The 24,195-nt window shown below is 56.6% G+C and carries 21 protein-coding genes and 1 pseudogene; 5 read left to right on the top strand and 17 right to left on the bottom strand.

Annotated elements, in window-relative coordinates:
• Positions 1 to 27 precede the first annotated feature (27 nt).
• From ACZ1HN_RS02025 to ACZ1HN_RS02010, 4 genes are read left to right on the top strand one after another with little or no spacing between them, the layout of a single operon-like run.
• A complete protein-coding gene (locus tag ACZ1HN_RS02025) occupies positions 28 to 555 on the top strand; it encodes a hypothetical protein (protein WP_472726288.1) in 528 nt (175 codons plus the stop codon).
• A complete protein-coding gene (locus ACZ1HN_RS02020; protein WP_472726287.1) occupies positions 552 to 1,448 on the top strand; it encodes a hypothetical protein in 897 nt (298 codons plus the stop codon). Before ACZ1HN_RS02025 ends, ACZ1HN_RS02020 begins: the two co-directional genes overlap by 4 nt.
• A complete protein-coding gene (locus ACZ1HN_RS02015; RefSeq protein ID WP_472726286.1) occupies positions 1,432 to 2,046 on the top strand; it encodes a hypothetical protein in 615 nt (204 codons plus the stop codon). Before ACZ1HN_RS02020 ends, ACZ1HN_RS02015 begins: the two co-directional genes overlap by 17 nt.
• A complete protein-coding gene (locus tag ACZ1HN_RS02010; protein ID WP_472726285.1) occupies positions 2,021 to 3,799 on the top strand; it encodes a peptidoglycan DD-metalloendopeptidase family protein in 1,779 nt (592 codons plus the stop codon). The genes ACZ1HN_RS02015 and ACZ1HN_RS02010 overlap by 26 nt, the downstream gene beginning before the upstream one ends.
• A 29-nt stretch (positions 3,800 to 3,828) precedes the next feature.
• On the opposite strand, the gene ACZ1HN_RS02005 is transcribed toward ACZ1HN_RS02010, so the two are convergent.
• The 17 genes and pseudogenes from ACZ1HN_RS02005 to ACZ1HN_RS01925 all read right to left on the bottom strand — a co-directional run bounded on the left by ACZ1HN_RS02005 (position 3,829) and on the right by ACZ1HN_RS01925 (position 21,560).
• A complete protein-coding gene (locus ACZ1HN_RS02005) occupies positions 3,829 to 4,296 on the bottom strand; it encodes a hypothetical protein (protein ID WP_472726284.1) in 468 nt (155 codons plus the stop codon).
• Positions 4,297 to 4,326: 30 nt separating this feature from the next.
• Positions 4,327 to 7,042 (bottom strand): annotated as a pseudogene (tssH, locus tag ACZ1HN_RS02000) (type VI secretion system ATPase TssH).
• A gap of 31 nt (positions 7,043 to 7,073) precedes the next feature.
• Complete coding sequence (gene tssG / locus ACZ1HN_RS01995) at positions 7,074 to 8,126, bottom strand: type VI secretion system baseplate subunit TssG (RefSeq protein ID WP_472726283.1); 1,053 nt, start codon at positions 8,124 to 8,126, stop codon at positions 7,074 to 7,076.
• On the bottom strand, positions 8,123 to 10,075 hold the full coding sequence (gene tssF, locus ACZ1HN_RS01990) for a type VI secretion system baseplate subunit TssF (protein WP_472726282.1): 1,953 nt from the start codon (positions 10,073 to 10,075) through the stop codon (positions 8,123 to 8,125). The genes tssG and tssF overlap by 4 nt, the downstream gene beginning before the upstream one ends.
• Positions 10,072 to 10,641, bottom strand: a complete 570-nt coding sequence (gene tssE / locus ACZ1HN_RS01985) for a type VI secretion system baseplate subunit TssE (RefSeq protein WP_472726281.1) — start codon at positions 10,639 to 10,641, stop codon at positions 10,072 to 10,074. The genes tssF and tssE overlap by 4 nt, the downstream gene beginning before the upstream one ends.
• Positions 10,642 to 10,763: 122 nt before the next feature.
• Positions 10,764 to 11,243, bottom strand: a complete 480-nt coding sequence (locus ACZ1HN_RS01980) for an Hcp family type VI secretion system effector (protein WP_472726280.1) — start codon at positions 11,241 to 11,243, stop codon at positions 10,764 to 10,766.
• 77 nt (positions 11,244 to 11,320) lie between these two features.
• Positions 11,321 to 12,385, bottom strand: a complete 1,065-nt coding sequence (gene tssC / locus ACZ1HN_RS01975) for a type VI secretion system contractile sheath large subunit (protein WP_472726279.1) — start codon at positions 12,383 to 12,385, stop codon at positions 11,321 to 11,323.
• Complete coding sequence (locus tag ACZ1HN_RS01970) at positions 12,291 to 12,815, bottom strand: type VI secretion system contractile sheath domain-containing protein (protein WP_472726278.1); 525 nt, start codon at positions 12,813 to 12,815, stop codon at positions 12,291 to 12,293. The genes tssC and ACZ1HN_RS01970 overlap by 95 nt, the downstream gene beginning before the upstream one ends.
• 51 nt (positions 12,816 to 12,866) lie before the next feature.
• A complete protein-coding gene (gene tssB / locus ACZ1HN_RS01965) occupies positions 12,867 to 13,397 on the bottom strand; it encodes a type VI secretion system contractile sheath small subunit (RefSeq protein ID WP_472726277.1) in 531 nt (176 codons plus the stop codon).
• A gap of 125 nt (positions 13,398 to 13,522) precedes the next feature.
• The gene (locus ACZ1HN_RS01960; protein WP_472726276.1) at positions 13,523 to 14,872 is read right to left on the bottom strand and encodes a type VI secretion system protein TssA; all 1,350 of its coding nucleotides are present in this window, start codon (positions 14,870 to 14,872) and stop codon (positions 13,523 to 13,525) included.
• A 76-nt stretch (positions 14,873 to 14,948) separates the two neighbouring features.
• Complete coding sequence (tagH, locus tag ACZ1HN_RS01955) at positions 14,949 to 16,232, bottom strand: type VI secretion system-associated FHA domain protein TagH (protein ID WP_472726275.1); 1,284 nt, start codon at positions 16,230 to 16,232, stop codon at positions 14,949 to 14,951.
• 130 nt (positions 16,233 to 16,362) lie between these two features.
• The gene (locus ACZ1HN_RS01950) at positions 16,363 to 16,962 is read right to left on the bottom strand and encodes a DUF6931 family protein (protein WP_472726274.1); all 600 of its coding nucleotides are present in this window, start codon (positions 16,960 to 16,962) and stop codon (positions 16,363 to 16,365) included.
• Positions 16,963 to 17,325: 363 nt separating this feature from the next.
• Positions 17,326 to 17,736: a hypothetical protein gene (locus ACZ1HN_RS01945; RefSeq protein ID WP_472729379.1), complete on the bottom strand. Its 411-nt coding sequence runs from the start codon at positions 17,734 to 17,736 to the stop codon at positions 17,326 to 17,328.
• Positions 17,666 to 18,091: an alpha/beta fold hydrolase gene (locus tag ACZ1HN_RS01940; protein WP_472726273.1), complete on the bottom strand. Its 426-nt coding sequence runs from the start codon at positions 18,089 to 18,091 to the stop codon at positions 17,666 to 17,668. The genes ACZ1HN_RS01945 and ACZ1HN_RS01940 overlap by 71 nt, the downstream gene beginning before the upstream one ends.
• Before the next feature lie 600 nt (positions 18,092 to 18,691).
• Complete coding sequence (locus tag ACZ1HN_RS01935; protein WP_472726272.1) at positions 18,692 to 19,627, bottom strand: hypothetical protein; 936 nt, start codon at positions 19,625 to 19,627, stop codon at positions 18,692 to 18,694.
• An 84-nt stretch (positions 19,628 to 19,711) separates the two neighbouring features.
• Complete coding sequence (locus ACZ1HN_RS01930; RefSeq protein WP_472726271.1) at positions 19,712 to 20,449, bottom strand: hypothetical protein; 738 nt, start codon at positions 20,447 to 20,449, stop codon at positions 19,712 to 19,714.
• Positions 20,391 to 21,560, bottom strand: coding sequence for a hypothetical protein (locus ACZ1HN_RS01925; RefSeq protein ID WP_472726270.1), 1,170 nt, complete (start codon positions 21,558 to 21,560; stop codon positions 20,391 to 20,393). Before ACZ1HN_RS01925 ends, ACZ1HN_RS01930 begins: the two co-directional genes overlap by 59 nt.
• 395 nt (positions 21,561 to 21,955) lie before the next feature.
• Between ACZ1HN_RS01925 and ACZ1HN_RS01920 the strand changes: the two genes are divergently transcribed.
• Positions 21,956 to 23,728 (top strand): hypothetical protein, encoded by a 1,773-nt coding sequence (locus ACZ1HN_RS01920; protein ID WP_472726269.1) that lies wholly within the window; start codon positions 21,956 to 21,958, stop codon positions 23,726 to 23,728.
• Positions 23,729 to 24,195: the final 467 nt, after the last annotated feature.

Below are 24,195 nucleotides of genomic sequence, written 5' to 3'. Positions count from 1 at the left end.
GGCTATATTTTTGGGAATGCGAGAACTTTGAAGCGCAAATTGGGCCATACCACCTTTGGGTTACGCATCGTTGCGGTCAGCCTGATCGCAGGTGCGACCTTGGCATCCCATGCCATGGCCGAGGACTGGCAAGCCGTTGTGATTGGACAATCAAGCCCGGTTGCACCCCGCGCCTTTGGTGATGCGTTTCATGCATCGGATGCCTTGAAACGTGGTGGTATGACGGATGTCGCCTTGCTCCGTGATGAGCCGATGGGAAAAGCGCTTGCGGCACTAGATGCCATACCTCCTACAGCTGGTGCCGTGGTGTATCTCTCTGGACCACTATCGCGGGACGGTGCCGGTGTTGATCTGAAAGATGGCACATTAGCATTCGAAACAGTTATGACCCGCCTGCAGGAGGCCGGGGTGGCACGTGCTGCGTTGCTGGTCGAAGCCTGCACTCGACAAGACACGCCCTTGCGTTTGCCTGCGCCACCGGAAGGCATGCAGATGATGCGGGCAGCATCCGTGCAACCGGGTGCTGTATGCGGGGATACCACAGCCCTCGGTTGACCGATGTGCTGAGACGCAAGGTCGATACTGAAACATCTCTGTCCGAGGTACTGTCCCCGGTTTGGATGTCATCCGATCTGGTAAAACCGCCAATGGTACAGGCGCCACCGCGCAAAGCATTACCGCTTGTGTCGATCGTGGACACGTCCGACCCCCAATCGCTGAGCCCTGTTCGGGCCATTTCGACCAGCCAGACCACGGTAAAACCGGTTGCGGCCGCAGCACCCGCCACACGTTCCGCGGCGCAGGTGATCATCTTCGAACCCCTTCCACAAGCCCAGCAGGCCGCGTTGCCAATTGACGAAGACTTGCCACAACCGTCCATCATTGTGGGCATCATGGATCAGGCAACATCCGCGGCGTTTTCACAGGCGAACGATCTTGGCGACGTGACCGGCACCGAGATTGCATTCGACAACCTGGACGCCCGGCAAAACCTGCGCATACAAAATCCCGAGTTGTTTGCGCGACTGGTCAACGCCGGTGCATTCGACCCGCCGCAACCCCAGTTGGCAATAGCCCTTCAAGGCGAACTGGCGCGCATGGGATGCTATACGGCGGGCATTGACGGGATTTGGGGCAATGGATCGCGCCGTTCGGTCGAGCGGTATTTTGATGAGGTCGACGGGGAAACGGCGGTTGGTCTGGATCCGTCGAATGGTTTGTTCCGCCAAATTATTTCGCGCGAGGATGTGACCTGTACATTGCGGGCGGTCACCGCCACACCACGTGCGACGTCGACACGTACACGCAGCACAACCACCAGAGCAGCGCAACCGACGCAGCGTACCCCCGCACCTCGTCAAGAACCCAGCGCACCGGCCCGCACGATTTCGAATTCGAACCGGCTAGGCCTTGGAGTGCTCCGCTACGAACATGCCAATCAAGGTTGATCCTGTCTTTGCCAACAGCGGGCAAACTGCCAAGACACGCCGACGCAAACGGCTGGGCCAACGCCTTGGATTAGGCGCAGTGACCCTATTCGTGTTGGCTCTCGTGGGATGGGGATTGATGACGGTGGTAGGAGGGAACGGCGTATCGGACACCACGACAACTGCCGGTACGGACACAGCAGTCCCGGCCAGGTCAAACCCTGAGGAGGACGGGATCGTTCTGGTCCAGAGCGAGGCCACTTCGCGCGCCGCGGTGGTGATCGAACGCATGGCATCCTTTGTGGATCTACGGCGCGACCCAATGATCCTGCGCTTTGCCACATCAGACGACAACAACGCGCAGACCCTGTCTGCCCCTTCGGACTTCGCACCGGATCGATTGGCCCGCACCGGACCAGATGCGGTGATCGCGATAAGGGATTCTCCGTTTGTCGCCGAAAGACGGCTGGTAACCACGCTGCCCTCAAGCCGGGAAGACTTCGCCTTGTTCAAAGCGCAGCGGAGCCAGGGTTTGCAAACCCAGGACGCCGTACTGAACGCACCTGCGGTAAGCGCCGGGAGAGGTTGTAAGAGTGACCGAAGAAGCCGGCTGGGGTGATTTTATCGCCGCAGATAGCGCAAGCGATGATCACGAGCAGCACGAAAATACCGCTGCCGTTTATGTGGAAACGAAGATCGAGAACACCACGAGCGTCGCCATCACCTTACGTGAAACCCAGCGACAAGAACTGTACAAGGACGAAATCATTGTTCTCGAGGCCAACCGCGATCTGGCCGAGGTCCTCGTTTCGGCCGGAATTTCCGAGGCAGAGGCCACCAGCATTCTGCGTGCGGTAACCCAGAAACTGGATCAACCCACCAGTCTGCCTGCCGACAGCGTTGTCGCCGTGCGCCTCCGACCAGGTGCACCGATGGCCAGGATGATGCTCATGTCGCTGTACGGCCCTAAGGGTTACATGGTCAGCTTGGCGCAGGTCGGAGCGGGGCGGTTTGAACCTGCCTCGGATCCATGGATCAGCACCGATTTGATGTTGCGGTCAGATCAAACACGCTTGGACAGCCAAAGCCCCGGCGAAGTGCGCTTGCTGGATGCGCTTTATTCGGCCGCCATTCGCAATGGCTTGCCCACCAATCATGTGGGCGAGTTGATCGTTCTTATGTCACAGCGGTTCGATCTTGATCGGTTCGTGGTCGAGGGCGATGAAATGATCCTGCTGCGCGCAGCGGTGCCGGGACCCAAGGCCACCGGATTGGGCGGGATGCTTTATGTTGGCATTCATGGCACATCAGAGACGCTGTCTTGCTATGTTATTGCACAAGAGGACGGCGTCGGGTTTTCGTGCTTTGATTTCGACGCGCCATCCTCTGGCGGGCAACGTACGACGCCCGAAGGGACTTTGGGTGGCGGTTTGCGGGTGCCTGTTAACGGCGTGCGAACTTCCGGGTTCGGGCCGCGGCATCATCCTATTTTAAAACAAGTCCGCAACCACAACGGTGTCGATTGGGCCGCCCCCACCGGTACACCAGTGGTGGCCGCTGCCGCGGGCAATGTCAGTCGGGTTGGAGCTGGCAGCGGGTACGGCAATGTCGTCTATCTGGATCATGGGGATGGGTTGGAAACGCGCTATGCCCACCTGAACGACTTTGCAGAAGGGCTGCGCGGCGGCAGTTCCGTCGCCGCGGGCGAAGTGATCGGCTATGTCGGCTCTACCGGACGCAGCACCGGGCCGCACCTGCATTTCGAATTGCGGGTCAGTGGCACGCCCGTGGATCCGTTGACATATGCGGGCAGCGGCGGCGGGGTCGTCGAGGCTTTGGTCAACCAGATCATTCAAGTTGAAAGTGCAGGGAACACAACCGCCAGAAACCCGCGCTCTACCGCAACAGGACTTGGTCAATTCATCCAAAGCACTTGGTTGCGTATGATGCGTGACTATCGCCCCGATCTGGTGCGTGAACTGAGCCGCGAACAATTGCTCGCGCTACGGACCGATCCAGCCCTAAGCCGCCAGATGGTCACCAACCTCGCCCGCGAAAACGGAGCGTTCCTGCGCGCCCGCGGTCACCAAGTCACGCCGGGGCGGCTATATCTGGCGCATTTCCTTGGACCAGCAGGGGCCAGCATCGCCCTGCATGCCGATCCAACTGCGTCTGTTTTATCCGTCATGGGTGCTTCGGTCGTGAATGCAAATCCGTTCTTGAGAGGTAAGAACATATCTGACCTGCTGGCCTGGTCAGATCGCAAAATGCGCGGTTCAAGCCGCGTCACCAGCGTGCCCACTGCGCGCGTTGTCCCGCCCGAGGTGCTGGCCTATCGCCACGTCGTGGATACCCTGGTCAATGCGCTATGATGGCCGGCCGAGAGGTATCATCTTGAATGTCAGGTGCCGGTGGCTGCGCCAAACGCCTCTTTTGCGGCCGCTTCGAACCCTTTGCGGATCACGATCTGTTTGATCATACCGGATGTCACGGTCTTAGCAATTCCACGACCCACCATTTTCACGCCAGGTGAAAAGTACAGCATGTAAATGGCGTCCGCGATCATACCACGGGCATAGTGGACCAACAGGTTACCCGCCATGCTGCGGATCGTGTGATCACGCATCGCGATATCGGGTTCGTTCCCATAGGCCATAACCGCAACCTTGGTTACAGCGCGTCCTTCGCGCCCGATGATTGGCATCGCTCCCCCAATACGTTCTTTGATGGATATGACGCCATCTTCGTCCCAATCCCGATCTTCATAGAACGAAACAATGACTGCGATCTTGTCGCCAATAAAGCCTACGGCCCCGATCGCTTTTCTGTTGTTGTCAGAAACCAGCTTCCAGTCAAAATCATCTGCCATTTTGGTACTCCTACTGAAAATCTCGTGCGCTTAGCCAAACTCATAGTCAAACGCGCCGTCGACCACGCGCACCTCGACCGTTTCGAAACTCTCACCCGACACCATCCGGCTCAGCACCTGGCGACTTAGATCGGGCAGGATCGAATTGGTGATGATGTTGTCGATCATTCGACCCCCACTGTCGAGATCGCGGCATTGCTCCACTATATGTTCGATCACACCGTCGGCATATGTCATCATCGCACCATGCGCGCCCTTCAGGCGGCGTTCTACAGCTCCAAGTTTCAGCCTGGCGATACCGGCCAGAACCTCGCGGCCAAGGGAAGTAAGGGATGGACACGATGCGACCCAACAGGGCAGGCGGGAAAACATCCAGCTGAAAAGGCTTCAGCGCCGCATCCAGTTCCTCCAAGTCAGGTGTGGTTTCTCCTGCGTCTGCCATCTCCATGATGACATCCGTTCCAACATTCGAGGTCAGCAAGATCAGCGTGTTCTTGAAGTCGATCAGCCGCCCGTTGCCATCCTCCATGGCACCCTTATCGAAGACCTGAAAAAACAACTCATGTACGTCGGGGTGTGCCTTCTCGACCTCGTCCAGCAGCACCACAGAATAGGGTTTGCGCCGCACCGCTTCAGTCAAACGACCACCTTCACCATACCCCACATAGCCCGGAGGAGCCCCTTTGAGCAGAGACACTGTGTGCGCCTCCTGGAATTCGCTCATGTTGATGGTGATGACGTTCTGTTCACCACCATAAAGCTGTTCCGCCAGGGCCAGAGCAGTTTCGGTCTTGCCCACACCTGACGGGCCGCACAGCATAAAAACACCAATGGGCTTGTTTGGGTTCGACAGGCCCGCGCGATTGGTTTCGATACGCTTGGCAATCGTTTTGAGGCCATGATCCTGTCCAATGACGCGCTCGCGCAAATGGTCGGCCAGGTTCAACACAGCCTGCAATTCATCCTGCACCATCCGCCCGGCGGGGATACCGGTCCAGTCGCTGATCACACTGGCAACAGCCTGGCCATCGACATGAGCATAGACCATCCGATCATCTGGGTTGCCAGCCTCCAGCTCGCCCATGTTGGCGAACATTTCACGGCGGGCCACTTCAGGATCAATCTGCGCTGTTTGTTCGGAACCGTCTGACTGACTTACTGGTGCCTCCGGGTCGACGGAAGTTTCTTTCACTCCGCCTTCGTCCCCCGCTTGCCGGTCATCCGCAATGGATTTGCGCAGCGCGAGGATGCGATCAACGATCTCTTTCTCCTTGGCAAAGCTGGCTTCAAGGTCTGCCAGTTCGATCACTAACTCGGCCTTTTCGGCCTCCGCCTCGGCGATCCGATCTTCGTTGGCCTCACCCAGATCCCGTTCCGCGACCTTGCCCTCAATCTCGCTGACCAGCGCTCCGATCTTTTCCTGCGTATCCTCGATCCGGGCAGGGACCGACGACTGGCTGACCGCCACACGGGCGCAGGCTGTGTCCAAGAGCGACACCGCCTTGTCCGGCAATTGTCGCCCGGGGATATGCGGTTGCGATAGCGACACAGCTGACACAATTGCCTCGTCCGAAATGCGTACTCCGTGATGGGCCTCCATAGGGGTGAGGATGCCGCGCAGCATGTAACAGCATTGCTCGACGCTGGGTTCTTCGACACTGACCGGTTGGAACCGACGGGTCAGGGCCGGGTCCTTTTCGAAGTACTGGCGATATTCGGACCAGGTCGTCGCACCGATCGTTCGCAGCGTGCCACGGGCTAGCGCAGGTTTCAGCAGGTTGGCAGCATCACCTGTGCCCTGTGCACCTCCGGCTCCGATCAGCGTATGCGCCTCGTCAATAAACAGGATGATCGGCACCGGGCTGGATTGGACCTCGTCAATGACCGATTTCAGGCGTTGCTCAAACTCACCTTTCATCGCAGCACCGGCCTGCATGGATTGGATATCCAACTCGAACAGACGTGTGCCCTTGAGCTTGGGTGGGACATCCCTTGCAGCAAGTCGCTGAGCGAAGCCCTCGACCACAGCGGTTTTGCCAACCCCCGCCTCCCCGGTCAGGATCGGATTGTTCTGACGTCGACGCAACAACACGTCGATGATCTGGCGGATTTCATCATCCCGTCCCTTGATCGTATCCATCGTATCGGCTGCCGCAGTCATATCCATGGCGAACCGACCGAGGGCCGTGGCCGCACCGGTGCGGCCATCCTCACCCACCGCACTGCTGGCCGGAGCAAGGCCTGAACCATCCATCGGCGGCATGGTCTCCTCTTCGGAATCAGCCCACAGATTGCGCGCCTCCCGGCTGATCAGCTCTGCGGTTAACGGGTCGAATACCATCGAGTAGCGCGTCAGCTGCCGTTTGAGATGCGGATCATTCAGCAACGCCACGAGTACATGGCCGGACCTGATCTGTGCCTCCCCAAAGAAGAGAGTGGCATATGTCCAAGCGTGGGTCAGGGCGTCTGACAGGTACTCCGCAATACTTGGGGATTCGGTAACGTTTTTGTCGAGCGCCGACATCGCCTTGTCGAAGTCTTTCAGGACACGACCACGATCCAATCCCAATTGGTTCAATGTCACCGACAAGTCTGAGTCCTTGTTGGACAGGACATGGAACAGCCAATGGCATAGCTCAACCGATCTGTTGCGCTCGGTGCGCGCATAGCGCATCGCCCCCAGAAAGGCGTCATAGCCAGCGCGGTTCATTTTGCCAGCGTACACTTCTATAGAGATCTCAGTCATCAGACGCCCTTTTCACTATCGTATCAGCTCGCTACGCAGCTGCTGGCTTTGGCTCTGCCATCTCTTCCTCACTCCGGGTCAACCGAAACTGTGTAACACGTGTCAGATGATCAGGATTTTCGGCGTCAGGCGCGATGCAAGCCATCCACCCCAACCGCGTGGATTGACCCAGTACCGCCGGCCGCACCTCTGGCTGTGGCAGCCAAAGCATGATTTCAATGTCATAGCTTTGACCCAGATACCAAAACACCAGATCGCGCAGATGTGCATGATCCGGCCCACCCGGTAAAAACCGGTTATACGCGTCATAGTCCCGCACACGTATCTGAATAACGATCTTTTCGCTGATCGAGCGCACGCGCGATCCAAGATGCAGGTCCCGCCCCAGGCTTGAGCCTTGCAAACCGACCTGGCTCAGTGAGCCAGGCTCAAACTCAAGCCAAGCAGGTACCAGTTCATCAATGTCGACCTCAACCGCCTTCCCAAAATGCACCTGTAGCATCTGGCGCAATCGCACCGGACTTTTAACGCGCCCGGATGCCAACGGCACAAGGCGCTGACGGGCTGTGTCCGGCACGCTATCGCGTCCTTGATAGGCTAGCGATCCATTGCCCATGCAGGCCAGAAGGTAGTCGGCAAAACGGTCGTCTACGGGATGATCGTACTGCGTGATTGCCCGCGCATCCGACCACGCACGAAAGAACAACTCCTGAAATCGGGCTGCAAAAATATCGGTAAAGGCCACAAACGCGGCATCACCGCTTTCAAACCAACGCTGGACCTCTTCGGTCCAGACCAGCGGCAGGGCGCCATGCGGCCCGAAAAACCCCAGAAACTGCGCACGAATTTCGGGTGGTGACTTGGACATATCGACCCGTGCCAAATCCATGTCTGGAAAGGCCAGGTACGGGTCCTGTCCCAAACGCACCCGCGCCTCGCGAAGGCGGTTGTTCTTTCCAATACGTGGGCGGGTTGCGTCTTGGCGCTCCAACTGCCGAAGCAGTGCGAACAGGCCTTTGCCAAGAGCCGCTTGTGCCTGTTTTTCCCGGGCCTCCAACTGTTCTGTCCTGGTCGGTCTGGTCACAACAGAGGCCCATGTCCCGAACGTGGTGGGAAAACTTTGATCTGGCCGCGCTGAACGGTGCACACAACGGTCTGAGTAAAGCTGTTGATCGCAGCATATTCAGCCAGAAATCTGTCCAGCACAGCCGCCAGCAGGATTACACCGGACCCTTCGTATTCCTCTTCGTCAAAGGTCAGCGTCACCTCAAGTCCGCGGGCCGTATGATAGCCGTCGGCATGGGCAATTGTGCGGGCCACGGGACGTGTTTCAACCTTGTTCAATCCCGCAATCTGCGCTTCGCTGACATTGTTGGACAGGTCAGCGAACAGCGACAGCATTTCACGCATACTGGCCGCTGCATTGTCACCATCGCGGCTTTCCAATCCAAAGTGGTTCAGCGACAGATACGAAATCAAACGCCAATAGACGTCTCCCGCCGAAGTGCGATGTGCCGCGCCCGTTTCCAGATCGACAAGACTATCGGTCGGCGCAGTCGGACCCGCGGCACAGGCCAATGTGATCGACTGATCATCGCAGAAGAAAAAAACGTCCCTTGACTGCGCGATCGGAAGGTACTCGGGCAGATGCCGGTTTGACGACAGCGTCTTTACCTGCAACCGCTGTTTCTGGGCATCATCAGGCGGGGCATAGATCGAAATAAAGGTCTCTGTACCGCGATACCGGTAATTTGAAGCGCCATATCGTCGTTCTGACGCGGTCAGGCGGCGCGGGCGGCGGCGCGATGTGAAGTACAACGCTTGTCGCGGGTCTTTGGCGTCGGGCGGCAAGGCATAGAGCGGATGCACCTGCACCTTGTCTTTCTGCCCAACGTAAAACGCCCAGACCTCAGTGATCGCGTGCACCTCGTAGTGGGTGATCGGTGTAGAGTTCGGGGTGACAACCGTTTCGTATTCCTTTTCGTTCAGCCGGACCTGGCTCGACAATTCTTCAAACAGGTTCACCGCGGGTGCCGTGTGTAACGTCAGATGCTCAGGCTCGAGTCGAGATGCCAACGCCCGGTTGGCGGTCTCAAACTCGAAGATAACCTGAACCTTCGATCGTTGGATACGGCGCAGATAAGGTGCCAGCCCATGCAAGCGGAACCCGGCGAATTTACGCGGAAACACGAAGAATTCACGCAGAAAGGCAAAGCCTTCGAACAGGCGTTCGTTGTGGGGGAACAGACGTTCATTGCGATCGAACCCGACCTGTTCCAGTGCGTCGCGGGGCAGAGTAGCAAAGACTGGATCGCCTTGGGCATCCAGCCATCGCAACGAAATTCGCGTGGTATCGCAAAACAGCTGCTCGTAGAGCGCGACAGCATCTTTCATCGGGCCAGTCAGGTGAAAGGTCAGCGCATCCATGCCCGGCCCCGCACTGTTGTCCGTGTCCAGGCCAGCAAGCGTCAGATCAGCTTCCGTGGCACTGGCGGGTCCTACACGTTGCAAATCCACGACCAGGCCCGCTTTGGTGCCTGGAGCAATCTCTTGGCCCATGGCCCCGATCGGACCTGCGCCCGAATGATAGGTGACAGCCGCAATCGACAGCGGCCACAGCGTCAACGGAGACGTCAGGGAAAAGCGACAGGCCACATGCTTGTCCGCATCCTTGAAGCGCGCATCCATATAGGCGCCGGGTTGAAACTGCACACCTGCTGCAAGGTCAGCGTTGTCCAGGGGCAGATTAGCGGTGACCAGCATCGCCGACGGTGTCGGGGCCAACGCATCTGGAAACACTTGGTCCAGCAATTCATACGTGAATGTACGGAACTCTTCCTGCATCTTGGTCTGCACGCGGGCCGCCAAAAAAGCACTGCCCTCCAACAAGCCGGACACCGTAGGATCCAAGTTTTCCTCAACCAGCCCACCCAGCCGATCCGCCAATCCCGGGTAGTCTTGGGCAAACTCCGCTGCACGCTCTTTCAGCAATGCAAGCTCGCGGTTGTACGCCTCGCGAAATGCCCGCTTCACACTTGAAGCCTCAGCTTGGACATGCGCAGCTTGCCGCCGGCAATGTCAACCTCGGCATCGAAATCCAGAGGGATATCCACGGGGTCGCCCATCAATTCAGCAGACACCGAAATAGACAAACGCTGGCGATTGTCGCCCTCGGGTTCCGTGACCTGTATATCAATGCTGCCCGGCACAAGTCGCGGTTCGTGGTCTGCCAGCGAGTTGCTAATGGTTTGCTTGATCTGCGGAGTGTTGATTTCAGCCGCTGAAATGCTGGACAGGTCACGCAAACCATAATTGATGATCGAAGACCGTACATGCGGCGCATCTTCGAGATCGACAGCTGATCCCAGCTCGATGGTATTCAACAGTGCATTCAGATCAGTCTGAAGGTGCTCGCGCAATGTAGTCTCGCTTAGTCCCTCACGATGCCGGAGGCTGTTACCACTTTCGCTGTGGGATTTAACCGCATCGCCAGTCTGGTGAGCATTGCGAAATACCTGAAAAATGGAAACCTTTGCGCGTTCACCGACGCGCCACATACGCGGTCCTGGAATCCGCTTCTCCGATCCGCCTTTTTTCATTGGTACGTTACGAGGTCAAACCGACCTGGTGCGGTTCACCCGTCCTCCCCGGAAAACAAGGCTGGCCCCGAGGCCAGCCCATTTTGTCAGATGTATCAAAAATGCACGACAAGGCGGCGATGTTACTTGCCCCATTCGATGTTTTCGGCAATCTCCCAGCCCGCCATGCTTTCGGGGCCAGCTGAACCATCCTGCTCTTGGAAGGTATAAGTCACTTGGAACCGACGCATGTTCAGCTCCAGACGTTCCTGGACACGGTCCAGACCATCCTTGCTGCCACCGGTCTGGTAGTTGGTGATCATGATGTCTTCCATGTCGACCTTCAGATAATCAACAGGCGCCGTACCGCCCGATTTCCGAACCACCAATTGCCCCGTCGCAATATGCTCACCCGAACAGCAGCGTTTAATCAAATCATGCGTAGCTTTATCGACATATTTCACAATATTGATATTTTGCACGGCCACTTTGCCGCCGCCGCCGCCACCACCCATGTGGGTTGTGCCGGAGTTTGACATGCCCCAATCCCATGATTGGATGTCAATCCACTCCTTGTGTTTGTCATCTTGGGATTCACCAACGATGTTGTTGTCGAGGTACAAAAAACAGTCAATGGCCATATACTATACTCCTTTTGGCGCTAAGCCTGACACGCGTTGGCGCGGGTCAGGTAGTTAAGTCATTTGCCTGTCGGTAGTTTGGATACCAGGCTCATACCAATGTCCATTCCTTCCATTTGGAAGTGCGGCTTGAGGAAAAACTTACCCTGATAGTAACCTGGATTCAGTTCGTCCTCGACGACCTCGACCTTAGCTCCAGCCAGCGGCTTCTTGGCTTTTTCAATTTCGCTCGCGCTTTCTGGATTGCCCGATACGTACTTGTTGATCCAGGCTTGCAAATCCATCTGAAGTTGCGCCCGGTCAGGGCTTTGGCCAATTTTATCCCGAACCATCGCCTTGAGGTAATGGCTGAAACGAGACACAGCGAAAATGTACGGGATTCGCGACGACATATTGTCCGACGCCGTAGCCAGATCATCCACGTATTTCTTGGGGCGGTAAAGCGATTGTGCGCCAATAAAGGCCGCCTTGTCAGTGTGCTGGCGGTGGATCAAACCGATAAGTCCAGCCTTGGACAGCTCCCCCTCACGCCGGTCTGTAATCGACACCTCGGTCGGGCATTTCAGGTCCTTCGACCCATCGCCCGTGTCAAACACGTGGGTTGGCAGGTTGGCCACCTCACCACCCGATGTAACACCGCGAATGCGTACGGTCCAACCACTCTCCTTGAAGGCGCGGTTGACGTTCGCAGCCATCGCATGGGCCGAGTTCATCCAGCTATACATGCGTCCGCCGTGACCATCAGTATCTTCAACAAAGTTGAATTCTTCGACCACCGAATTGCTGTCAGGACCGTAAGGTTCGCGTGCCAGAACGCGGGGCAGGGTCAACGCAATGAACCGCGCATTTTCGCTGTCACGCAGGCTGTTCCACTGTGCGTATTCCGGGGTTTCGAAAATCTCGCTCAGATCGGGAGGTGTCGCAATCTCGTTCCAGCTGTCCAGGCCCAACACTTCGGGAGACGCGCCAGAGATGAATGGCGCCAGAGACGCCTCGGCGATCTTGCCAATGGAATTCAACAAGTTCACATCAGGCGAAGACTGGTTGAAGTGATAGTCTCCGATCAGGCAACCGAAAGGCTTGCCACCAAGAGTACCCAGATTCTGTCTCGTAAACCATATCATGCAGCGGGGACTTGTCCCATTTCGCGCCCGGATAGCGCCGCATCATCGCCTGCAATTCCGACTTTGAAATGTTCAGAACCTTCACGCGCAACGTGCTGTCGGTTTCCGCGTTGTTCAGCGTATAGGCCAAACCACGCCAGCTTGCCTCGAACTGCTGAAAACTTTCGTTGTGCATGATCTCATTCATCTGCTCGCTCAGCTTTTCATCCAGCTTTGCGAGCATTGCATCAACGGTGTCGATCACGTCTTCCGCAATAAGGGACTGGTCCCCCATCGCTTCGCGCACAAGGGCGACAACGGCGTTGTCGACTTCTTTCTCCGCAACCTCGGATCGCGGTTTGATGGTTTGCTTCAGAATGTCGGAAAATTCGGACAGTTCGTCCAAGGCGTGACCGCCCTGCTGCTGTTCCCGTTGTGCTTCGTTAGCCATTTTTCTTGTCCCTGTCTAAACCGCGCAGACCATGTCGATGATCGCTCCGCGTTATGCCGCGCCGCCTTCATCATCTTTGTCATCTAAAGCCGCCCGGTCTGCCAGCGCCGCCATCAACTCTGGGTCACTCAGAAGCTTCTTGATATGCTCTTGCGCCTTTGGCTTGGCACTCATGTAGCGCTGAAGATTGGCCAGCTGCTCGCGCGCTTCCAAAAGCTTGCGAAGAGCGGGAACCTGCCGTGCAAGCTCTGCTGGTTCCAAGTCTTCCATCTTTTCGAATTGAAGGCTCACGCCCATTTTCTGTCCGCTGTCGGGGTCCAGCTTATTCTCAACCGTAAAGGTCATGCCCGGCAGGGTGGACCCCATGTAGTCATCAAGCGTGTCTTTCGTGACATCCGAGAACGTGCGTTCATCCGCAGCCTCCGGCTCAACACCGGGATTGTTCCCCGAAAGATCCGACATGACGCCCATGACAAATGGCAGCTCCACCATCTTTTCGCTGTCATAGGGGTCTTCATACTGGATTTGGACGCGCGGAGGCCGATTACGCTTGATAAACCCAGATCCAGAATTCGATGCCATTTAAGTTACTCCCGAAATGCTTTTTCTGCCCCAGATTGAAGAGAAACAGCGTTGCAAGTCAAAGTCAACAAGCGCCGATAAAGATGCCCAAGTACAAATGGTTCGCTGCACAAATCTGCTGACCATTACTGTTTTGTCTCCGCAACCGGTACAAGCTCATCAACCAGAGATTGAAAATCCTTATCCAGGTAACTACGGGCCCGCTGCAACAAAAGAGGAACGGGTGACGACCGTTCAACAGCCCTGAAGTAATCCTCGACGGCACGCATCGCCGCTGCAGACTCGGCCCCGGTCCTGATTGCGGGTACGGGAGCCACCTGCAACACCTGCTCGGAATTGGGCGCGACACCTTCGGGAGAGGTTGCAGTCAGCTCGCGCAATCTATCGATATTCATCACGAAACCAGTCTGCGGGCCGAAATCGACGCACGCCTGGCTGGCTTTGTCCGGCAACAATGTTTCCAGGGCTTCGATCAAGGGGCGGCCAATCAACAACCGGGCCTGCGTCACCAGTAGCAGCGACGCTGAGGACGGCTCGGACATGCGGTAGTAGTGTTCGCACGCCTCTAACGTGGCGCGCGCCTGTTCATGGCTTGTCACCTTGGCGCCCGTTGCGCCCGTGTCCACCGGCGTAACCGCGATGGCTGTCGGTGCAGTCTGCAGAGCGCCGTTGGTCGGCGCCTCAACGTCCCTGCCTTGCTTACCTGCACTGCGCAAATCAGGGCGCACGTCTGTGATCGCATCCAGCATGTCCGACACTGTCTTGACCACCGAATCCAGCGGCGGCGAAAAAGGCTTGTCAGCATGGGTCTGACAAATCCGACTTATACGCCCCAGACTATCCACCGCCTTCAGCAGCGCAGCGTGATTGGCCTCGATCCGCTTCTTGTTGGCCGGGTTGCCAAGCGCATCGCTCAGGATATCAGGCGTCAATCCTTCCTCGCTTTGCAGGGGGGTCAGGTCCCCGGCAGCCACCTTGATCTTGCGTAGACTGACCTCATCCGTGCCGGTCAGACCGACGAATTGCAGGGCCTGCACCATGGTCACCTGATTGGCCAGATCCCCAAGCGTTTCCCGTCGGCCTCCTGGACCATCCACCATCCTTGGATGCACTGCGTCACCGAAGGTTTCCAACAACGCGGCAATAGCTTCGATGGCTTTCGCCACAGGATCCAGGTTCCCTGACAGCGCCTCCCACTGGGCCAATAGAACCAGCAGGCGAATATCTCTGCTGCGCGCCAGCAAGGCATTGATCTGCTTGCGCTCTGCGGCAATATCCATGTCAGCACTGTTGAAGAACTGGTCGGGTGATTGACTGCCATCAGGTCGCTCGACACCAGGGCGAAAATAGTATGACGGCAAGCGCCCGAGGGCGCCAAAATAGTATTCGTCATATTCCGGATCAAGTAACTCATTCAGATCTGCGCCACACGGCGCATCTTCAGAGTTCGGGAAAAGCAGATCGTCTAACGTCATAATCCGGATCCTGTCGCGTTGCCTGCAATACGACGCAAAGCTAACACCGGTCAAGTCAGGGAAACCTGACCTGACCCTAGTCAGACTTTTTTGCGGCCTCGGCATATGCCCTGGCAAACGCCTTGAGGAAGACATCCAACATCCCGTGATCTCCGACGCTAGCCTTTTGATCCCAGCGTTCAACATATGCATTCCAGCTCTTGCCGCGCTTCGACCCGCCGAGCAAGTTGCCCGACGTCGCATCCAACTGCTCTATCTCTTCCGGGGACAGCCCTTCCAACACATCCGCCAGCGCCGGTTGCAGCGCCGCGAACACCGCCATTTGATGGCGTCGCAGATCGTCCAACGCGCTTTCAAATCCTTCTGGGCCAGTCATGAAGCCCTCTCTGGGTTGCAAAAACAGGGCAGCAAAAGCTTGCTCCCTATCCAGCAGAAACTTCATCGGGTTGTTGCCCGTTGCACTTCGCATAGTACGCTCTCCACCACGGGTGAATTGCTTGACGTTGGCACGGTCCTGCAACATCTGCATGATCTGATCCACGGCCACTTTGGCGCTTTTGCCAAGGGTCTCAGCCAGCACCAGGGGATCAACGTCTTGCACCGCCTCCGGCGGCAGATCGGCTCCTTTGCAAAACGCAGCCATTATATCTTGCGCACTCGGACCATCCATGGATGCAGGCGAGTCCGGCGGATGGGCTGCGGGGCTGTGCTGGGGCGGCGACGGCGTGGGCATCGGCACAGGTGGAACCTTACCGTGACTTGGCGTCTGTACAGCCGTATCGAATCTGGCTGTCGGCGCCGGCTGTTGCAACGGCATCGCACCCGGGTTGGGCGGAGGCATGTCCGAGCCCGGGCGATGCAGCGGAACAAAATCGCGGGCGGGGTCATTCTGATGATGCCGATCAACCCTGCGCGATGGCAGGGGATTAACGGGCTGCAACGACTCCGCCCCCAGATCCCAGGGATCACCGTCATCCTGACCACCGGCCCACACATCGGCCAGACCAGCTTGGGGATCTGCCCCCCTCGCAGCGGATGCACCAACATCAACAACGATGACATAGTGTCCGACGATCAGGCGCTCACCTCCCTGCAAGCGGACCGGACCGCCAAGTCGATGATGGCTACCTTGAATAAACGTGCCATTGGTCGATACATCATGTAGCCAGTACGCCGCGTCGGTGAAACGTACATCGAAATGATGACCGGAAATGTGCTTGGCTGGGTCGGGCAAAACCCAGTCCATGGATGTGCGCCGACCAACGCTGGCCCCACTGTGTTTGAGCGTGAACCGTGTTGGCCCACCATCATCCAGCGTGTCGAAATTATCGATTCCAAGGTCAAAGTCATCGTCGGCCAATCTGCGCGAATTTCCTATCAAGTTCTAGTTGCCGATGAAGGGTCAAGTCAGTCACGATATCAGCACGAAATCGACAGACATCGCGACCGCGTACAGTGTCCAAAGCGGGTTTCGCCCTTTGAATATCAGGTCACGTCAGCTGGTACAGCGTCGCCGCCTGATCGATGAAACGCGCCAAGCGCACTGATCGCGACTTGATATCGGCTCGTGCAAGACATGACAGCACAGCAGTGCTTAACGCCCGGGGCGCACGGTGGGCCGGCACTCCTGCGGTATCGTTTGGCGCAATGGGGCCACCAGACCAACCCACAGCCAGACCTAGATAGACGGCCGGCGTTCTGACCGGCGCATACAGCGCCATCCGCATGGCACGATAGCGGTTTTCATCGCCGGGGTACTGTGTCCAGTTTGCAATCAGTTCAATCAGAAGCCGATCGTCCTGGCTCAATTCATCGCCGGACAGACGCAGACATTCATACCCCCACCAGACACCCATTTTTGGCATAGCCGCAAAGGCAGTGTAGGTGACCGCTTCCTCCGGCGTGGTCGAAGCGCGCAGACGATAAAGATACTCTAACGCGCTTTCATCCTGTCGCGGCCGGTGCAGTGTCAGCTGACCAACCTGCGGCATTTGGGCGTAAAGCTCTTCGGGCGTATGAAACCGCAACGCTGGCAAGGGCGGTTGCGTTTTGTCCGTTTCAGCCGCTGCGGTATGATCGTTCGGCACCATGGGCAATGTTTTTCGTTAAAACCCGACTGCGTCAATCAAGTTATCAGCTCCTGCGCAGGCCGCAGCTATCATACCATGCATCACGGTTTGCTGTAAGGAAGGTGTTATATTTACATAATAAGTCTTATTAGCTGCCTTGCTGTGTAGCCGCAAAGGTGTAAATGTCCCTAAAAAATGAGACCCCTATTTTGAGACTCAAATCCGGGCCAAGGTACCATACCATCTCTGCCTTACTATCGCAAAGCGGCCATTGTATCTGAACCGATTGGAGGGCTGCTCTGCGGGACGAAACGGACCTTCGTTGAAAGTTCTCAATGTCTGCTTTGCTGAATTAAGCTGCCACAGAGCAATGCTGGTTTGGGATTAGGTCAGCGCTTTCCCAATAGCGGCGGCAAGGCCTTCAGGGTTTTCCAGACCCATTGAGTGACCAGCTTTGCGAACCAGATCAATTCTCACTCCTTGTTCAGGCAGAACCTCGGTGTCTGGATTTGGGAGAGACCGCTCGCCGAAGATGAAGCTCTTTGATGACGCGTGCTGGTAGAAAAGTTGACGCCAATTGTATGTTGAGCCTTCAACAAGGGATTTTGCGCCATGATAAACTGACCTGGGGTCACTTAGCCGCAGTGTTGCTGCCCACTCTGCATTTCCAGACGCGATAGAATGCTCGATTGTTTGTTGGTGCTTTTCACGAATGTAGACTTCTTCACTTACACTGGCGATGTCGCGGCTGAATTGGCCACCGCCTGTGTCGAGATTGGCTTCTGATAGAACCAAATGCTTGACGCGATCTTTGAGCTAAAGTAGCCGCTTCAATGGCAACTGTACCGCCGAGACTATGCCCGTAAAGATCGACAACATCGAAGCCTAGGTGCTCAACCAGTTCAATAATGACTTGCACATGGTCTTCGACGCGGTAGTCAAAATCAGATGGCCAATCGCTGTATCCTGAACCAAAAAAATCGACGAGAATGCGATGCTTGTCTGCCAGGGGTTGGGCCGTGGCAATGTCCGGATACTCAAACGATGATGCACATCCCAAACCGTGAAGGAAGATGATTGGTACACCAGCACCACTGAACTCAAGATAGCGCAGCGCTGCTTTGTTGCCCGAGGGGTGAAATGACTTCACAAGTGGCCTCAATTCTTAACTACCAATAAAATACACACTTTCTTAGAAGCCGCCATTGGCCGCAGTGCAGAGAGGAGACCAGATGGGCTCACAGCCGACCTCCAAGGCAGTGCAGCATCCTTGAGCCAAGAAATCTGGACTAAGATCACTCACTGGCGCAACTGGTCCGTTCCTACCCCCTACCCCAGTCTCAGCAATCGGAAATCGACCCCGCTGATTTCATTGCGGGTCTGGTCTAAAAATTTAGCGAACCTCACAAAAGCTTTGTCCCCATACGCTCCCGCGAGGATATCTTACGAAGCGGGCGCTCTCACTGATCAGGGCTACAGAAAATCCTTCACAGACTTGAGAAACTCATCTATTCCGCTTGGGTCAGATGCACGGCACGTGTGGTCATGTCTGGTACCGCGCAATAGCGAGAGGTGTCGCTTCTATCACTATGGACCTAGCCCTACCGACTATCAGTTGGCCAGCGCATGCCCGATGCAGTCAAAAATGCTCTCAACCATCGTTTCATAGGCCTGACCTGCCTTTTATTGGTAAATGCTGGGATCAAGCGGGCCATGGTCGGAAAGTCAGCCGAAATGAACTGATCGCTGTTCAGGACAACAATACCGCCCCAATCTCAAGGCGCCCGTTCGCACCCTTGAAAAAAGCCACGGGGTACTCATTCAGGGCATCACCGCTGGCAGGGTCCTGTACATAAAGCGGTGCATGCAGAAAACGCACCAGACGACCCTCAGCCATACGCTCCAGTCGGGCCTGCGACGGCGGCCCGATATCGAGGGGCGCGAGCACGCCACCATCGGGCTCCGTCAGGATCCGGCGCATATCGCCCTTCTCGACGAATTCATCGACACTGTCATAGCTGAGAGACGCCGCGATATGAGTCCAGGCAGGCAAAAAGAGGGCGCGGATACGATCGAAATTCCGTGACGCGAGCGCATCGTGGACTTCTGCATAGGCAGCCGCAAGCTCCGTACGCACCTCAAGCGTATCTTCCAGAGGTTCGGAGCCATCATAAGGGGCCGCAGGCAGATCGTCCGGTAGCATAAACGAAATTTCCGCCCGCAAAGCCGGGACAGGCGGGCCAAAACCATCGACAAAATCTGCCGTTGTCTGACGAAGCGGACCTGTGCGGCCAAAGCCCTCTCGGCCATCGGAAATCAAAAAGCCGGACAGGGTCTGCTCCTGCAACTCCAGACGCCCTGTTTCCATATCAAAGGCGATATTCATCAGGGTGATTTCTTCGCGCTCACGGGTGACCAGGTTGAGGCGGTACATGTGCACCGTCATCCCGAAAGATGGATTTGGCTGGGTTCCCGGATCGTCGCCCGTACCGCTGGTGATAAGGGTCGCAGAAAGGGTGTTGAGGCCGCCTCGCAGATAGAAATTGATTGGGAGCGTATAGTTGTCACCCTCAAAACGGGACGAGCGCGACAAGGTCACATCATTGATACGAAGCATGTGCCACGCACCCACAGTCGAAAGTGTCAGATACTGATCCATGGGATCATCGGTCGTGATGCTGGCCATAAGAGGGGCTCCTGCAAAAAGGGCGGTGGCAGCGGCGCCCGAAACAAGTGTACGGCGGGTGGTCTGTGGCATTGATCAGTGGTCCTAGTACTTTTGCCAAGGCGGGTCGGACACCGTCACTTTTGGCACGGTCGGCTCTACGATAAACACATCATCGGGATGCGGTTTGCTAAGGTCCGCGGCATTCGGATCCCCATATCCGGCCACGTTTTGTGTACCAGTCGATCCGGCGCTGCCCGAAAGCCCCTCGATCTGGTTCTCGTTTGACTGTCCACCACGCTCGCCGCCGCGACCTTCGGACCGTGACGTTGATTTGCGACTGATACCAATGGTTGCGTAAAGCTCGGCGCGGGCGCGCACGCCCTCGAAATAGTAACGCCATTCACGTTGCTCATCGTCTTTCTTACGCATTTGCCACGTCCAACTGGTGTGGATACCGCCAGCCGCTCCCGCAGTGGCAGAAGCGCGCCAGACTTTCATTTCAGCCCGGATTGCAATGACAGCTTGACCAACGACTGACACTTTCCCGGTGAAGGTCTCCGCGAAGTTGCCAGCCTGGTACTGATTTTCGCCATTGGCAATAAGCTCATAGGCGCCACCCAGATTCACCTTATGCTCCAGCTTGCCTCCTGCACCGACGACGATGTCGCAGCGTGCCTCGCCGCGAAAGGCGCGCCCCGACCTGTTGGCTTCCTCCCGCGCTGAATTCAATGCGCGCGCGGCAGCGGGGGTCAGCAGAATGGCCACCGCAATCTCAAGAAGGTCAATCGTGCCCTCCGCTTTCAGCTCGACTCCGGCCGACACTCGTCCAAGCTTGAGCATGAGATCGGGCGTGTTGCTCTTGGCGAGCAACTCTACGCCAACGGCTCCCACCGAAAAGACAAGGTCGAATTTCACGCCGGAACCGACGCTGACGGACGTTGTGGGTGATCTCGCCGTCCTTGGTAGAACGGGCGACAAAGCCGCCCATTCTCTGGATCATGCTTCCGACCATCTTTTTCATGCCGCTTTCGCCTTCTGGCGAGTAGCCCTGCAATTGGCTGTTTGCGACTGATTCGGCTTTGCCCTCGGCCTTGGTTTCAAACTCGGAAATACCGATCTTGCCTTTAAGCGTACCGTCTATGGTTGCGTTAGCCGAGATGCCGCCCAATGGGTTGAACTGCACCATGATGCCTGCGGTTGCTTCGCCATCGATCTTGACCTGTGGCAGTGCCTGCACTTCCAGAGTGGCACCCATGCCGTCGTCCAGCATGCACATGAAAGGTGTATATTCGACGCCGTTAAATTCCGACGTCAAGGACAGCCCTGTCATGACCGCATCGACGGCGAATGCTGCCTTGATGTAGTCGTCAGGCACAAACAAAGCGAGCAAGTTAGAGGTCGTATTCGGAACGCCACCAATGGCGACTATCCTTTGTTCGTGCCGTTCAATAGGTACGGTTTCACGCCCACGCGAAATGTTTGAAACGGCAATAAACTGTTCCATGGGTTGTTCTAAACCACATGGGTCGGCCTTGATCTCGGTATAGACGCGGCCGATCAGTTCATGGCCGTCCATGCGGTTACCGATGACATACATGCGCTTTACGGGATTTGTGGCCGCCACAGGCCATACAATCTTGCGGGTCGGGTCATCGGCATCGACGATCTCACCGCCTTGCATGCAGCAAGGCTCACCAGGTGCGCAGTCACAAACAGCACCTCCGAATTCCGCGTCGGTGGCAAGGCGTTCCATGTCCGCCTGCTGCTTGGCCTGCGTCACGCGGGCCATGTTATGATCAATGATGCTTTGGTGCATGTTGCGCAGTTCCGGGGCAAGCTGCGGATCTTGCAATGCGCGTTGACTGTTCATCAGCGGGAGCATCGCGTCGCCAACGCCGCCGCCATTGCCGGCAACCCAAAGTATTGCTTCGTTTACACTCAGGTTCGCCATGCGCTGTCACCTTTTTTTCCAAGATACAACAATAACTGCCCCCTTCAAGCTGGACATCTGAGATAGGCAGAACCGGTCTCAGACATACGCCTGTCCGGATTTTGCCGAACGACAAAAGTAATCGACAACGTCCTTTTGCGGGATCGTTCCAGTAGATCAGCCGCGGAAAAAGAATACATGCGGCCATTGCAGATACGAACGGCGAAGAGAGTGTAATGAAACCATTGAACCACGATAAACCAACCTCCGGCAAACCCTTGGCCAAGATTGCTTCGTCATTGACCGACCCATACCGGACACGGCATGACTGGGCGGGAAATAGCCATTTGCAGCCACTCCAAGTTGTCTGAGTCAATCCCTTAAATCAATATGTTGCGAAGCAAGGAGCACATTGGATGACTGACCTACCGCCTCGCGCCGAACTGCTTAGCAACATTGATACAGCGTTGGCCAATATGATTGACGCGGGACAGATGGGCATTCCTCAATATGAGATACTCACATCGGCGCGGTCCGGCGTCTTGGATTCACCCGTCACATCACAACAGTATCAGAGCTCCGCTTTGACGGCTCAAACCCAGATGGCGCAGGTTCAGGAGATAAACTCGGCCGAATTCGATCGAAAGATAGGTCTTGATCCTGAATTTGCCTCGGCAGCTTGCAACTGCGTGCCCGGTGAACCCTGTTGCCTGCGTGCGTTCGAGGTAGAGGACGCTACCAACAGCACGCGCAAGGTCGTCTGGCCGGCGCCCGAAAATGGCCCGAACCGACTGTATGTTGTGGCCAAGGATCCACATAATGGTCAGCCTTCAGCCAGGGCCAAAGTGACTTTGACCGACAAGGGCACTTGCAGCATGGGCTTCGCTCGCCCCTTAAGTGACATTCGCAACCATGCGTCGGGACCGCAGCAAATATCAGGCTCTGACGAGATTGTTGTTACGACACCGTTTCAAATGCCTGCCATGTCCTCCAACCTGCTTCCAGCCGAAGCGATGGCTGTCATGTATATCGCAGGCGTCGTGATGATGGCGTCGTCGTACCGGAATGCGAGGCCAGCATCGGTCGATCCTTTCCAGTGCATGGTCACCGGTGGCGACGGACTCGAAGTCTTTGCCGTGCCGCATGTCGATGCCAGCGCATCACTGACAGGGCGCGCTGCGGTCACATTCACCATCACGGCTTTGCCCACACTGACAGCCGGGTTTGAAGGCAATGTGACAGGTGAAGTCGGCAACCAGACATTGCAATGGAAAGGCGGTACGACACATACCAACGCGCCTCGCCCTCCAGCTCCACCACAGGGCCCGGTCAATCGTCATCCCGTATTTTCCATCGTTGACGCGATCGAAAATGCGCTGAGTGCACTCTCCAATCACGGGACACCACCGAATTTCGAATACACCCTGCCGCCGCCCAAGACGCCGCTCGCGCTGGAGCTTGCATTTGCCGTCAATGCAGATGTGAAATCCGTCGCGATCACTGGCAAAGATGCTTCGCCGGATCTTCAGGTATCGGTCGATCCTTTTTCCTTTTCCATGGGGCCGTCTGTTACTGGCTCGCTCGACCTGGTGGCGCTCATGCTCTCGCGGATTCCAAGAGGTCTGGAAATCGCAGCCTATCTTAACCGGCCCGGAGGCGTAGTCCGGGCCGACGCCCGTTGTATACTCACTCTCCGCGGCAGTGGAGAGATTGGATATGCGCTGCAGCAGGCAGTCCAGCTGACCATTTCGAATGACCCGGGCTGGGAAAGCGCGTTCGATAACATCCAACAGCAATTCAGCGCCGGAGTGGAATTTCGCGGCTCCATCAAAGCATCCGCGCGGATTGATCTGGAAACGTGGTTCATCACCGCGTCAGCAAGCGCCGGGGCTGCAGTCAGTACCGGCTGGAATTTCCGAGGCCGGGCCACGACACAGACAAATGGCACCGTAAAATTTGAAAAGCAGTGCAAATTTCAGGGGATCACCCTGAAAGCATACGTGTACGGAGAATCGAAAGAGGAAATCGCTGACGATGGTACCCAGACGTTCGAAACTGGCAGCGCCGAGACATTTGGCACCACCAAGACAAGTTCAGGCATGTCCGCCCAATCAAGTATTGGGAAACTCATATGGGAACGGACGCTTCTGGCCCCCGAAGGAGACGACAATGAATGGATTGAGATTTGACCGGGCGCTGGTATGGGCTGCCCTGGCCATTGTCTGCGCCCTGCTCTTGTCACCCCCGGCCGCACATTCCAAGGACACACACGTGACTGATCCAATATTCGAATATAGCTACTTAACCGATGTTATAGTCGACAACGCGTTCTTCAAACTCAACGTCAACGGCGCACCGATGGCGCAGCATCTACGCCTTCAGGATCGTGTACTGACGGTCCCTGTAGAAACCGCGCTGCAGCATGGCACCAATCAGATTGTTGTGGATATTGAACCGTTCGATTTGACAGCACAGACGTTCACACCCCACAACGGAGTCTCATCTTCAGATCGGTATGGCGCAATTGCGTGGCACGATGGTCGCGGAATCCACCCTGCTGACACTCGCCTATTCCGAAGAAGAAGGCCGCTTTATCCAACAAAGCGACGGCGCCTCGGACGCTGACCTTGCCACCGTCACAGATGTCACAATCGTG

The organism is Tateyamaria sp. GN1-10, from assembly GCF_055693845.1.
Note: the sequence above shows the minus strand (reverse complement) of the source record. Positions and strands in the feature narration are given on the sequence as shown.